Origin of the sequence: Pseudomonas sp. WJP1, assembly GCF_028471945.1 — a bacterium.
Lineage (GTDB): Bacteria > Pseudomonadota > Gammaproteobacteria > Pseudomonadales > Pseudomonadaceae > Aquipseudomonas.
Genome location: NZ_CP110128.1, coordinates 204,702 through 217,997, shown reverse-complemented (window position 1 = coordinate 217,997; position 13,296 = coordinate 204,702). Strand labels below are relative to the sequence as shown.

The 13,296-nt window shown below is 61.2% G+C and carries 11 protein-coding genes; 8 read left to right on the top strand and 3 right to left on the bottom strand.

Annotated features, from left to right (window positions below):
- The first annotated feature begins 28 nt into the window (after nt 1–28).
- The 8 genes from OH720_RS00995 (at nt 29) to OH720_RS00960 (ending at nt 7,945) form a co-directional block, all read left to right on the top strand.
- Entirely contained in the window at nt 29–1,270 is a 1,242-nt protein-coding gene (locus OH720_RS00995) for an SfnB family sulfur acquisition oxidoreductase (RefSeq protein WP_180203795.1), read from the top strand.
- 23 nt (nt 1,271–1,293) lie between these two features.
- Nucleotides 1,294–2,487: an SfnB family sulfur acquisition oxidoreductase gene (locus tag OH720_RS00990; RefSeq protein ID WP_272604227.1), complete on the top strand. Its 1,194-nt coding sequence runs from the start codon at nt 1,294–1,296 to the stop codon at nt 2,485–2,487.
- Nucleotides 2,487–3,845 carry an LLM class flavin-dependent oxidoreductase gene (locus tag OH720_RS00985; protein WP_272604226.1) on the top strand — a complete coding sequence of 453 codons (1,359 nt, stop codon included), beginning with the start codon at nt 2,487–2,489 and terminating at the stop codon, nt 3,843–3,845. The genes OH720_RS00990 and OH720_RS00985 overlap by 1 nt, the downstream gene beginning before the upstream one ends.
- A 74-nt stretch (nt 3,846–3,919) precedes the next feature.
- Complete coding sequence (locus tag OH720_RS00980) at nt 3,920–4,729, top strand: MetQ/NlpA family ABC transporter substrate-binding protein (RefSeq protein ID WP_272604225.1); 810 nt, start codon at nt 3,920–3,922, stop codon at nt 4,727–4,729.
- Between the two features lie 2 nt (nt 4,730–4,731).
- Nucleotides 4,732–5,853 (top strand): methionine ABC transporter ATP-binding protein, encoded by a 1,122-nt coding sequence (locus OH720_RS00975; RefSeq protein ID WP_272604224.1) that lies wholly within the window; start codon nt 4,732–4,734, stop codon nt 5,851–5,853.
- Nucleotides 5,843–6,487, top strand: coding sequence for a methionine ABC transporter permease (locus OH720_RS00970; RefSeq protein WP_008057629.1), 645 nt, complete (start codon nt 5,843–5,845; stop codon nt 6,485–6,487). Before OH720_RS00975 ends, OH720_RS00970 begins: the two co-directional genes overlap by 11 nt.
- A 338-nt stretch (nt 6,488–6,825) precedes the next feature.
- Nucleotides 6,826–7,167 (top strand): DUF6124 family protein, encoded by a 342-nt coding sequence (locus OH720_RS00965; protein WP_272604223.1) that lies wholly within the window; start codon nt 6,826–6,828, stop codon nt 7,165–7,167.
- A gap of 151 nt (nt 7,168–7,318) precedes the next feature.
- Complete coding sequence (locus OH720_RS00960) at nt 7,319–7,945, top strand: class I SAM-dependent methyltransferase (RefSeq protein ID WP_272604222.1); 627 nt, start codon at nt 7,319–7,321, stop codon at nt 7,943–7,945.
- 130 nt (nt 7,946–8,075) lie between these two features.
- Here OH720_RS00960 and OH720_RS00955 read toward each other — a convergent pair whose 3' ends face one another.
- The 3 genes from OH720_RS00955 to OH720_RS00945 are packed head-to-tail and all read right to left on the bottom strand — an operon-like array spanning nt 8,076 to nt 13,293.
- Nucleotides 8,076–11,129 (bottom strand): efflux RND transporter permease subunit, encoded by a 3,054-nt coding sequence (locus OH720_RS00955; RefSeq protein ID WP_272604221.1) that lies wholly within the window; start codon nt 11,127–11,129, stop codon nt 8,076–8,078.
- Nucleotides 11,126–12,193, bottom strand: coding sequence for an efflux RND transporter periplasmic adaptor subunit (locus OH720_RS00950; protein WP_272604220.1), 1,068 nt, complete (start codon nt 12,191–12,193; stop codon nt 11,126–11,128). Before OH720_RS00950 ends, OH720_RS00955 begins: the two co-directional genes overlap by 4 nt.
- Nucleotides 12,190–13,293 carry an efflux RND transporter periplasmic adaptor subunit gene (locus tag OH720_RS00945; RefSeq protein ID WP_272604219.1) on the bottom strand — a complete coding sequence of 368 codons (1,104 nt, stop codon included), beginning with the start codon at nt 13,291–13,293 and terminating at the stop codon, nt 12,190–12,192. The genes OH720_RS00950 and OH720_RS00945 overlap by 4 nt, the downstream gene beginning before the upstream one ends.
- Nucleotides 13,294–13,296: the final 3 nt, after the last annotated feature.

The following is a 13,296-nucleotide window of genomic DNA, read 5'->3' as shown; positions in this document are numbered from 1 at the left end:
CATTGCGTGTAGCCAAGGAGTGGCACTGATGTCCAGTCTGGCTGATGCAATCGTCCAGAGTGACCTGGACATCGCCCCATTGTTGTTGCCCGCGCAAGTGCTGCGCAACGACGCCCAAGCCATCAAGGCCGCCTTTGAACTGGCGCAAGTCGCGCGCCTGCAAGCAGCCAGGCGCGACCGGCAGCGCAAGCTGCCGTGGTCGGAAATCGAACAATTCACCCGAAGTGGTCTGGGCAGCATCGCCATTCCCCGCGAGTACGGTGGCCCACAGGTTTCATTCGTCACCCTGGCCGAGGTTTTCGCGATCATTTCCGCGGCGGACCCGGCCCTGGGGCAGATTCCACAGAACCAGTTCGGCATCCTCAACCTGGTGCTCGGCAGTGCCACCGAGGCGCAGAAAAAACAGCTGTTCAAGAGCGTTCTGGAAGGCTGGCGAATCGGCAACGCCGGGCCGGAACGCGGCGCTAAAAACACCCTGGAACTCAAGGCGCGTATCACCGCCGACGGCGACGGTTTTGTCCTCAACGGGCAGAAGTTTTACTCCACCGGCGCGCTGTTCGCGCACTGGGTGGCGGTCAAGGCGCTCAATGACGACGGCAAGCAAGTGCTGGCCTTCGTTCGTCGCGGTACGCCGGGGCTGCGCATCGTCGATGACTGGTCCGGTTTCGGCCAGCGCACCACCGCCAGCGGCACCATCTTGCTCAACAACGTGCGGGTCGACGCCGAGCTGGTGGTGGATAACTGGAAGATCAACGACACGCCCAATACTCAAGGTGCGGTTTCGCAGCTTATCCAGGCCGCCATCGATGCCGGCATCGCCCGGGGCGCCCTTGATGACGCCATCGAGTTCGTGAAAACCCGCGCACGGCCATGGGTCGACGCCAACGTTGAACGGGCCAGCGATGACCTGTACGTGATCGCCGATATCGGCAAGCTGAAAATCGAATTGCACGCTGCCGAAGCGTTGCTGCGCAAGGCCGGGCAGGTGCTCGACCAGGTGAGCGCCGCGCCGCTCACCGCCGAGTCCGCCGCCCGCGCTTCGATTGCCGTCGCCGAAGCAAAAGTGTTGACCACCGAAATCTCGTTGCTGGCCAGCGAAAAGCTGTTCGAGCTGGCCGGCAGTCGCGCCACCCTTGCCGAATTCAACCTCGACCGCCACTGGCGCAACGCCCGGGTGCACACCCTGCACGACCCGGTGCGCTGGAAGTATCACGCGGTTGGCGCCTATCACCTGAACGGCACTTTGCCGGCTCGTCATTCCTGGATTTAACGACCAGACATCTGGAGAAACACATGACCCTTTCTCAACACGTCGCGGTCATTACCAGCGATGAGCAAGCCCTGATCGTCGCCAGCGACCTGGCCGAAGATTTCAAACGCGACAGCGCCCTGCGCGACCGTGAACGCCGTTTGCCGCACCCGGAGCTGGAAGTGTTTTCCCGCTCGGGCCTGTGGGGCATCAGCGTGCCCAAGGAATACGGCGGCGCGGGTGTTTCCAACGTCACCCTGGCCAAGGTCATCGCACTGATCGCCCAGGCGGATGGCTCCCTCGGGCAAATCCCGCAGAACCATTTCTACGCGCTGGAAGTGCTGCGCGTGAACGGCAGCGAAGCGCAGAAAAAACGCCTGTACGCCGAAGTACTGGCTGGCCAGCGCTTCGGTAATGCGCTGGCAGAACTCGGGACCAAAACCGCCCATGATCGCGTCACCAGCCTGACAAGCGATGGCAACGGTTATCGCATCAACGGCCGCAAGTTCTACGCCACCGGCGCGATTTACGCCCAGCGCATTCCGACGTCGGTGATCGATGAAAACGGTGTGCAGCAACTGGCCTTCGTCCCGCGCGACAGCAAGGGCCTGACGGTGATCGACGACTGGAGCGGCTTCGGCCAGCGCACCACCGGCAGCGGTTCGGTGGTGTTCGAAGATGTCTTTGTGGCCGCCGACGACGTGATCCCGTTTCAGACAGCCTTCGAGCGTCCGACCCCGGTCGGCCCGCTGGCGCAGATTCTCCATGCCGCCATCGACACCGGCATCGCTCGCGCGGCCTATGAGGATGCGCTGCATTTCGTGCGCAGCAAAACCCGGCCGTGGATCGACGCCACCCATGAAAAAGCCACCGACGACCCACTGACTCTCAAGAGTTTTGGCCACTTGAGCATTCGTCTGCACGCTGCCGAAGCCCTGCTCGAACGTGCCGGTGAATTCCTCGACCGGGCCCAGGCCGACACCAGCGCCGAGAGCGTTGCCGCCGCGTCGATCGCCGTCGCCGAAGCCCGCGCCATCAGCACCGAAATCTCCCTCGCCGCCGGCACCACCTTGTTCGAATTGGCCGGCAGCCAGGCCACCCTGATCGAGCACGGCCTGGATCGCCATTGGCGCAACGCCCGGGTGCATACCCTGCACGACCCGGTTCGCTGGAAATATCACGCGGTCGGCAACTACTACCTCAACGATGAAAACCCGCCACTGCGGGGGACCATCTGATGGCCGACGCGAAAAAGAAGATCCTGCTCAACGCGTTCAACATGAACTGCATCGGGCACATCAACCATGGCTTGTGGACGCATCCACGGGACACCTCGACCCAGTACAAGACGATCGAATACTGGACCGAACTGGCACAGTTGCTGGAGCGCGGGCTGTTCGACGGCTTGTTCATCGCCGACATCGTCGGTGTCTATGACGTGTACCAGAACTCGGTGGACGTGCCGCTCAAAGAGTCGATCCAGTTGCCGGTCAACGACCCGTTGCTGCTGGTTTCGGCGATGGCTGCGGTGACGAAAAACCTGGGCTTCGGCCTCACCGCCAACCTCACATACGAGCCGCCGTACCTGTTCGCCCGGCGCATGTCGACGCTGGATCACCTGAGTCGCGGTCGCGTGGGCTGGAACATTGTCACCGGCTACCTCGACAGCGCCGCCAAGGCCATGGGCCTGAGCGAACAAGTCGAGCATGACCGCCGCTACGACCAGGCCGATGAATACCTGGAGGTGCTCTACAAACTCTGGGAAGGCAGTTGGGAAAATGGCGCGGTACTCAACGATCCGCAGCAGCGCATCTACGCTGCGCCGGAAAAAGTGCACAAGGTCGAGCACAAGGGCGAGTTCTATCAGGTCGAGGGTTACCACCTGTGCGAACCCTCGCCGCAGCGCACGCCGGTGCTGTTCCAGGCGGGCAGTTCCGATCGCGGTTTGCTGTTCGCCGGGCGCCACGCCGAGTGCGTGTTCATCAGCGGTTCGAACAAGCCGTCGACCAAGGTTCAGGTGGACAAGGTCCGCGCCAGCGCCGTCGAGGCTGGGCGCAATCCTGAGGACATCAAGGTGTTCATGGGGTTGAACGTGATCGTCGGCGCCACTGAAGAACTCGCTTGGGCCAAGCACGCCGAATACCTGAGCTACGCCAGCGCCGAGGCCGGCGTGGCGCATTTTTCGGCGTCTACCGGCATCGACTTCTCCGAGTACGCCATCGACGAACCGATCCAGTACGTCAAGAGCAACGCGATCCAGTCGGCGACCAAAAACCTGCAGAACAACGACTGGACCCGTCGCAAATTGCTGGAGCAACACGCCCTCGGTGGCCGCTACATCACCGTGGTCGGTTCGCCTGGGCAGGTGGCCGACGAGTTGGAATCGTGGATCGCCGAAACCGGCCTGGACGGCTTCAACCTGACGCGCATCGTTACGCCGGAAAGCTATGTGGATTTCATCGAACTGGTGATTCCGGAGTTACAGCGGCGTGGGTCGTACAAGACCGCTTACGACAATGGCTCGTTGCGCGAAAAACTGTTTCATGAAGGGGCGCATTTGCCTGTGCAACATACGGGGTCGGCGTTCAGACGCTAAAAGCATCGCTGGCAAGCCAGCGATGAGGCCCGAACAAACAACACACATTTGATGCACTGACTGGAAAAACCAACATGACCAAGAAACTCCTGACCCACCCAGTCAAAGCACTGGCCCTGGCCCTCGGCCTGTTCAGCTCTGCGGTATTCGCCGCCGATGCGCCCCTGAAAATCGGCACCACCGCCGCCTTCGCCATTCCTCTGGAAGCGGCCGTAGAAGAGGCAGGCAAACAAGGCCTGAAAGTTGAACTGGTGGAATTCACCGACTGGATTGCGCCCAACGTCAGCCTCGCTGCTGGCGATATCGACGTGAACTACTTCCAGCACATCCCGTTCCTGGAAAACGCCAAGAATGCCTCCGGGTTTGACCTGGTGCCCTTCGCACCGGGGATCATCAACAACGTCGGTCTCTACTCGAAGAAATACAAAAGCTTCGACGAGCTGCCCCAAGGCGCCAGCGTGGCCATCGCCAACGATCCGATCAACAGCGGTCGTGGCTTGCAGCTATTGGCCAAGGCCGGCTTGATCACCCTCAAACCAGGCGTCGGCTACAAAGCCACCGAAGAAGACATCATCGCCAACCCGAAGAAAATCAAAATCCTCCAGGTCGAAGCCGTGCAACTGGTACGTGCCTATGACGACGCCGACCTCGTCCAGGGCTACCCCGCTTACATCCGCCTGGCGAAAACCTTCGACGCCGGCTCTGCGCTGCTGTTCGACGGCCTCGACCACAAGGAATACGTGATCCAGTTCGTGATCCAGCCGAAAAGCAAAACCGACCCGCGCCTGATCAAGTTCGTCGACATCTACCAGCACTCGCCGGCCGTTCGCGCCGCTCTGGATAAAGCCCACGGCAAGCTGTACCAAGCCGGTTGGGAGAGCTGAGCATGACGGCCGCGATCCAACGGCGACTGGATATTCCAGAGCCTCAGAAAGCCGAACAGACCGAACTGCATCCGGACCTGAACCGTGCTCACGTGCGCTTCATCGGCCTGGGCAAAACCTACGATGGCAAGCAAGGGCCGGTGGCGGCGCTGCAAGGCATCGACCTGGCGATCCAGCGCGGTGAAGTGTTCGGCATCATCGGCCGCAGCGGCGCCGGCAAGTCGTCGCTGATCCGCACCATCAACCGCCTCGAACAACCGACCTCGGGTCGAGTGCTGATCGATCAAGTGGACATCGGCGAGTTCGATGAAGACCGTCTGGTGGCGTTGCGTCGGCGCATCGGCATGATCTTCCAGCACTTCAATTTGATGTCCGCCAAGACGGTTTGGCAGAACGTCGAGTTGCCGCTGAAAGTCGCCGGTGTGCCCAAGGAAAAGCGCGAGCAGAAGGTTCGTGAACTGCTGGAACTGGTTGGCCTGCAAGCCAAGCACAAGGCTTACCCGGCGCAACTGTCGGGCGGGCAGAAACAGCGCGTCGGCATCGCCCGCGCGCTGGTTCACGACCCGGCGATTTTGCTGTGCGACGAAGCCACTTCGGCACTGGACCCGGAGACCACGCAATCGATTCTCGGCCTGCTGCGCGAGATCAATCAGCGCCTGGGCCTGACGATCATCCTGATCACCCATGAAATGGCGGTGATCCGCGAGATCTGTGATCGCGTCGTGGTCCTTGAACATGGACGAATCGTTGAGCAGGGGCCCGTCTGGGAAGTCTTCGGCAACCCGCAGCATGAGGTCAGCAAGACCTTGCTAGCGCCACTGCAACACGCCCTGCCGCCAGAACTGCAAAGCCGCTTGCATCCACAACCGCAATCCACGGAAGACGCGGTAGTACTGCGCCTGCAGTTCACCGGAACGGCCCACGCCGAACCAGACCTTGCCGCGCTTTTCAGTGCACTCGGTGGCCGCGTGCGCTTGTTGCAGGGCGGCGTGGAACGGATTCAAGGGCACGCCCTTGGGCAACTGCTACTGGCCGTGACGGGCTCATCCCTGGGCGTCGAAGAATTGCGTCAACGCGCGGGCCACTGGGCGCAACAGGTAGAGGTGTTGGGTTATGTGGTTTGATCGCTTGCTGCAAGGCTTCATCGACACCTTTCTGATGGTCGGTGTGTCGTCGTTGATCGCACTGCTGGCGGGCATTCCGCTGGCGGTGATCCTGGTCACCAGCTCCAAGGGTGGAATCTACGAAGCCCCGGCGCTGAACCGTGCGTTGGGGGCCTTCGTGAACCTGTTTCGCTCGATTCCGTTCCTGATCCTGATGGTGGCGTTGATTCCGTTCACCCGGTTGATCGTCGGTACCACGTACGGCGTGTGGGCGGCCGTGGTGCCGTTGACCATTGCTGCTACACCGTTCTTTGCGCGCATTGCCGAAGTCAGCTTGCGTGAGGTGGATCACGGTTTGATTGAAGCGGCGCAGGCCATGGGCTGCCGGCGCGGACATATCGTCTGGCATGTATTGTTGCCTGAAGCGCTGCCGGGGATTGTCGGGGGATTCACGATCACGCTGGTGACGATGATCAACTCATCGGCCATGGCCGGGGCGATTGGTGCGGGTGGATTGGGGGACATTGCCTATCGGTATGGGTATCAGCGCTTTGATAGCCAGATCATGCTGACGGTGATTGTGTTGCTGGTGGCGTTGGTGGCGGTGATTCAATTGGGTGGGGATCGGTTGGCGAGGGGCTTGAACAAACGCTAGGGCGATATTTCGTACAAGAAAATCGGCAATTCTGAAGGCTCAATCCCTTTCCTTTGCAGGACGTTTCCTAGATTATTCCGCTCGCTTGCGCCTGCCAAACTCCGTGGTTAGTCTCGGTCCGTCACTGCTCATCAGTGATCGGGTTTAGTCGCCCGGACCGGGCGCATAGCGTCACCCAACATCAGGTGTTTTGTTGCCTGTGGTTTATGGTGGCTGTGCGCAGGGCACCTTCGGGTGCGCCGGTTCCCGGTGTCCGGTCGACTAACCTGCGTGCAGCCGCCACCCCTTTTCGTTTAGTCGCGACATCGGTTGGCTCCAATTACATCGGAGTTTTACCAATGAAAAAACCTGTGCCCGATCCACCCCCCGAAACCTCCACCGAAGACCCACTCAGGGATCGATCAGCGCTCTACCGCGCCATTGATTTCTACCTCACCGGCGATCAACCCTCCCCGCCCGACGAACTGCGGTTCTACAACGTCAGCAAAGACGTGAGCTTCGAAGACACCCAACTCTACATCGCCGATCTGCTGCGCTGCGCCTCGGTCACGGCGTATCAATGTGGCGACCATCTCAAGGGCGCCGACCGTGCAATGGTGTTCTCGGTTTGGCATTTGCTGGAGATTGCCAAGGCGATGGTGGATCACTCGATTGAATGCCTAGGGATGAAAAAGGGTTGAGTCAGTGAAATCGCCTTCGCGGGCAAGCCTCGCTCCTACAGGATTAACGTGATCTGTAGGAGCGAGGCTTGCCCGCGAAGGCTGCGCAGCAGCCCCAGGGCTGGCTTGATGGCGTATATTTGGCGGACTCACATCAGACGCGCAGCCGACCATGAAACAGACTCCCGCCGACCTCGAGCAGATCACTTCCACTACTCTGGGGCATTACGACTCGGTGGCCGAAGGTTTCCGCGAAGGCACCCGCGATCACGATGTCAGCCAGAATATCGACGCCCTGTTGCGCCACATTCAAGGCGAGCCGCCGTTCGACATTCTCGATTTTGGCTGTGGTCCCGGTCGTGACCTGCAGACCTTTACGCGCATGGGCCACACGGCGGTCGGCCTCGATGGTTCGCAGAAGTTTGCGCAGATGGCCCGGGAGGACAGTGGTTGCGAGGTCTGGCAGCAGGACTTCCTGAAGCTGGACTTGCCCAACGAGCGCTTCGACGGGATTTTTGCCAATGCGGTGTTGTTTCACGTCCCGCGCCAGGAGTTGCCCCGGGTCTTGAAGGAGCTGCGCGCGGCGTTGAAGCCCGGTGGTGTGTTGTTCAGTTCCAATCCCCGGGGCGAGAACCAGGAAGGCTGGAACGGGCCGCGGTATGGGGCGTATCACGATCTTCACACGTGGCAGCAGTTGCTGACTGAGGCGGGGTTTGTGGAGCTGGAGCATTACTACCGGCCGGCGGGGCTGCCGCGCGAGCAGCAGCCTTGGTTGGCGAGTGTTTGGCGTAAGGTATAAAGCCTTGAATTTGTACTGTGCTAACTGACGCCATCGCCAGCAGCCTGGCTCCCACATGGATCGAGTTGTGTGTACCAACGCGGTCAACTGTGGGAGCCATCCTGCTGGCGATGAGCGCGCAGCGCTCGCCTTACCGCCCGTCTTTCTTCGGCTCGCGAATCCTGTACCAGGCCACATACAACGCCGGCAAAAACAGCAGTGTCAGCAAGGTAGCCACGATGATCCCGCCGATCATCGCGTAGGCCATCGGCCCCCAGAACACCTCCCGGGCAATCGGGATCATACCCAGGCTCGCCGCCGCGGCGGTCAGCAGGATCGGTCGCCGACGATGTTCGGTGGCTTCCACCACGGCATCCCAGGGTGAAGAACCTTCGGCTATGAATGCGTCGATCTGGGTCACCAGGATCACCGAGTTGCGGATGATGATGCCGATCAGCGCCAGGATGCCGAGGATCGCCACGAAACCCATCGGCGTTCCGGTCGGCACCAGGGCCAGCACCACGCCAATCAAGCCCAGCGGCGCGACGCTGGCCACCAGGAACATCTTCTGCACGCTGTGCAACTGAATCATCAGGAAGGTGGCCATCAGGAACACCATCAACGGCACGACCTTGTTGATCGGTCCTTGGGCCTTGGCGCTTTCCTCCACCGTACCGCCCGTGGCGACCTTGTAACCGGCGGGCAATGTGGCGGCGAACTTTACGATGTCCGGCTTGAGCTGTGTCACCAGGTCGGTTGGCTGGATATCTCCGACTACCGCCGTCTTGATGGTGATCGTCGGCTTGCGGTCGCGACGCCACACCAGTGGTTGCTCGAGTTCGTAGCGCACGGAGGCAAACGCCAGCAGTGGGATCGAGGTGCCGCCCGGAGAGAGGATCTGCAGGTTCTGCAGGGTATCCGGTGTACCCCGTTCGGCGTCCACGGCGCGGCCGACCACGTTGATCAGGTAAATGTCGTCATCGACCTGGGTCACCGTCGAGCCGCTGACGATGCTGTTCATCAGGTTGGCCACGTCTTCGGACGACAAGCCGAGCTGGCGCGCCTTGTCCTGAGCGATGTCGACGCGCAGCACCTTGCCTGGCTCGTTCCAGTCAAAAATGATTTCGCCGATGTGTGGGTTCTTGTCCAGTTGGCTGGCCAGATCGATGGCGTGCTTGCGCACCTGGTCGATGTCCGGGCCGCTGACGCGGTACTGGATCGGCCGCCCCACGGGTGGGCCCATTTCCAGCGCCTGGACGAAACTGCCGATGCCGACGAAGTCTTTGCGCAGGCGTTCGCGCAGGCGATCGCTGAGGGCTGCGCGCGTCTCGAAGTCTTTACTCACAATCACCAGCTGTGCGTAGTAAGGGTTCTGCAGTTGCTGGTCGAGGGGCAGGTAGAAACGAATCGCGCCCTGGCCGATGTAGGTACTCCAGCGCACGATATCCGGGTCGCCCTTGAGCGTCGCTTCGAGCTTGTCCACGGCTTTGCGGGTTTCATCGATGGAGGCGTTTTGCGGCAGGTTCAGATCCACGAGGATTTCCGGGCGATCCGAGGCCGGGAAGAACTGGTTCTGCACAAAGCGCATGCCAACCACCGATAACCCGAACAGCAGCATCGTAATGCCGATCGCCCACCAACGGTTGCGCATGCTCCACAGCAGGCCGCCATTGAAGGCCCGCCCGAGGCGCCCAGGCTCTGCCGAGTGCGGCTTCACATTGGTGCTCAGGATGTGCACGCCGATCACCGGGGCGAACAACACCGCGACAACCCACGAGACCATCATGGCCACGGCAATCACCGCAAACAGGGTGAAGGTGTATTCACCGGCCGAGCTGCCATTGAGGCCAATGGGTACGAAACCCGCCACCGTCACCAGTGTACCGGTGAGCATCGGGAAGGCGGTCGAGGTGTAGGCGAAGGTCGCGGCCTGGTCCTTGGTTTCGCCCAGTTCCAGGCGCGAGACCATCATCTCGACGGTGATCATCGCGTCATCCACCAGCAGGCCCAGGGCGATGATCAGTGCGCCGAGGGAAATCCGTTGCATGGTGATGCCACTGTATTCCATGAACACAAACACCATCGCCAGCACCAGCGGGATCGAGCACGCCACCACCAGACCCGCGCGCACGCCGAGGCTGATGAAGCTGACCACCAACACGATCACCACGGCTTCGAACAACGCACTGGTGAACCCGCCAACGGCCGCTTCCACCACGACAGACTGATCGGACACGTTGTGCACGCCGACGCCTACCGGCAAATCAGCCGTCAATTCGCTCATGCGTTGGTGCAGGGCCTTGCCGAAGTCCTGGATGTTGCCGCCCGTCTGCATGGCAATGGCCAGGCCAATGGCTTGCTGGCCATTGAAGCGAAACTCCGGGGTCGACGGGTCGACGTAACCCCGGCGGATGTCGGCAATGTCGGCCAGGCGATAGAAGCGATCATTGAGTCGCAAATTGACGTTGGCCAGGTCCTGCTCGGAAATGAACTGCCCGGAGGTGCGCACGGAGATCCGCTCGGGACCGGCTTCGATCACCCCGGCCGGGGTCACGGCGTTCTGGGTCTGCAGGCTTTGTACGACTTGCTGTTGGTCGATGCCCAGCGCCGCCAGTTTGCGAGTCGAGAAATTCAGGTAGAGCACTTCGTCCTGCTGGCCGACCATCTCGATCTTGCCCAGCCCCGGCACACCCCGGATATCGGCGCGCGCCTGCTCGACGTAGTCGCGCAACTGTCGCAACGACAGGCCGTCCGCGGTAAAGGCGTAGATCGAACCGAAAACGTCACCGAACTCGTCGTTGAACGACGGGCCCTGAATACCCTGGGGAAACGAGTAGCGAATGTCGCCGATCTTCTTGCGCACCTGGTACCAGATTTCCGGAATGTCCTTGGCCTTGGTGGTGTCGCGCAAGTACACGTAGACCGTGGATTCACCGGGGCGGGTGTAGCTTTTCACGTAGTCGAGGGAATCGAGCTCTTCGAGTTTTTTCTCGATACGGTCAGTGATCTGCTTGAGGGTTTCCTCCTGGGTCGCGCCCGGCCAGCGGGTCTGGATGACCATGGTCTTGATGGTGAACGACGGGTCTTCCTCGCGACCCAGGTTCAGGTACGAGAACACGCCCATCAACAACGAGACAAACATCAAATACCAGACGAACGACTGATGCTTGAGGGCCCATTCGGATAAGTTGAAACTCCCTTTCATTGTGGGCTGCCCTCGTCGACTTTCACTTTTTGCCCCGGCTTGAGGCTGTTCACTCCAGCACTGACGACTCGGTCGCCGGCCTTGATATTGTCAGCCAACACCACGGTGCTGTCCGTACGGCTGATGATGCTGACATCTCGCGGGGATACCGTTTGCGTCTGCGCATCGATGACCCAGACGCGGTTTTTGCCGTCGACCTCCTGCAATGCACTCAGGGGCAGCTCGATGCGCGGCTTGACCGCGCTTTTCAAGGTCACGCTGATCGCCGTCCCGAGGCGAAACGCGGGTGGTGTCTCAGCCAGCGTCAGACGTGCGCGCCGGGTGCGGGTCGCACTTTCCGCCTGGGGTTCGATTTCACGCACAATAGCCGTGGTGGCAATACTCGGGGTCAGTTGCGCGGCGACTTGAAACACCACGTCGGCGGGCAACTGGTCGACCAGGGTGTCAGGAAGATCGATCACCGCCTCCTTGATGTCCGGTTGCGCGAGGGTGACCACCTGCTGGCCCGCGGTGACGACCTGCCCGGCTTCGGCACTCCACGCCGTGACCACTGCCTTATGGTCGGCACGCAATTCGACATAGTTGAGCTGATCCCTGGCCTGGCTGACCGCGGCCTTGGCCTGGTCGAGCGAGGCCTGGGTGGTTTTCAGGTCGGTGATTGCACTGTCGAGCTGCGCCTGTGAGCCCACCCCGCGATCGAACAATTGCTGCTGCCGCCGGGCGTTGGCCTGGGCGTTGATGAGTTGAGCCTGGACACTCGCCAGGTTGCCCTCGGCCGAACGCAACTGGTTCTGCTGGTCGGTGGGATCGAGCGTGGCGAGCAAGGCTCCTTTGTCGACTTCTGCACCGACATCGACGCTGCGACTGGCAATGCGCCCCGGCACACGGAAGCCGATATTGCTTTCATAACGGGCCTGGATGCTGCCGGCGAAACGCCCGAGATTTTCCTCATCCAGGGCCTTCACCATGATCGACAGCACCGGACGCACCATTTCCGGGGCGGGCTCTTCTTTCGAGCAGGCCAGTAGCATCACACCGGCGAACACCAGTAACAGACGCTTCATGGCGCAACCCCCACGGACAAGTCCTTGTAGGTGTTTTCGGCGATTTCCACCGTCACACCGGGGTGCAGCAGCTGGCCGCCGGCGATGACGACTTTTTCACCGCCGGTCAGCCCGGCGCTGATGATGACTTTACCGGTCAAGTAGCGGCCAACCTTGACGTTGTGCAATTGCGCCCTGCCCTCGCCATCCACCAGCCACACCGCCGGCTCGCTGATGTTTTTGGTCAGCGCCGACCACGGTAGCTCGACGGCGGATTTGCCCCGGGTATTGGCGGTGGCACTCACCACCGAACCCAACTGCATCCCTGGCGGCAAGGCGCCGAGGGTGACTTTGACTTGCACCGTACCCGTTTGCTCGGAGACGGCCGGGGTGACTTCCCGCACGGTCCCGGTGGTCTTGATCTGCGGATTATCCAGCAGGCTGACCACCACGGACCTATCCGACGGTGGCTCCGCCAGCAGCGATTCAAAGACGTTGAATACCGCATCCCGATCCCCGTCCCGGGCCAGGCTGAAAATCGGTACCGTGGCCTGCACCACCTGGCCGACCTCGGCCTGGCGCGCCGTGATCACGCCCGGCGCATCAGCGATCAAGGCGGTGTAGCTCAATTGCTCACGGGCGTTGGCCAGTTCCGCCTGGGCTGCCGCCAGGGAACTTTGGGAGCTGCGCAAGGCAGCCTGGGCGGAGTCGTATTCACTTTGGCTGGTATAGCCCTTGGGCAACAGCTTTTGCTGGCGCACAAAGGACGCGGCGTTCTGAGTGACCTTGGCCTGCTCGGCGACGACCTGGGCCTGGGCCGAATCCACGTTGGTCTGAAGATCCTTGGGATCGAGCCTGGCGAGCACCTGCTTGGCCGAAACCCGGTCACCGACATCCACCATACGCTGGATGATCTTGCCCCCGACGCGGAATGACAGCTCGGTCTGCACCCGGGCCTGGACGTCACCGGTCAACGTGATGTTGACGGCGTAGTCGGCCAGCTTGACCTCTTGCACAAAAACCCGGGGCCGGTCCTTCTCGACCGACTTCTCTTTGTCGCAAGCACTCAGCAAAGCCAAGAGGCTCAAGCCAAGCGCTAATTTCAATCCGGGACCAGCCATGCA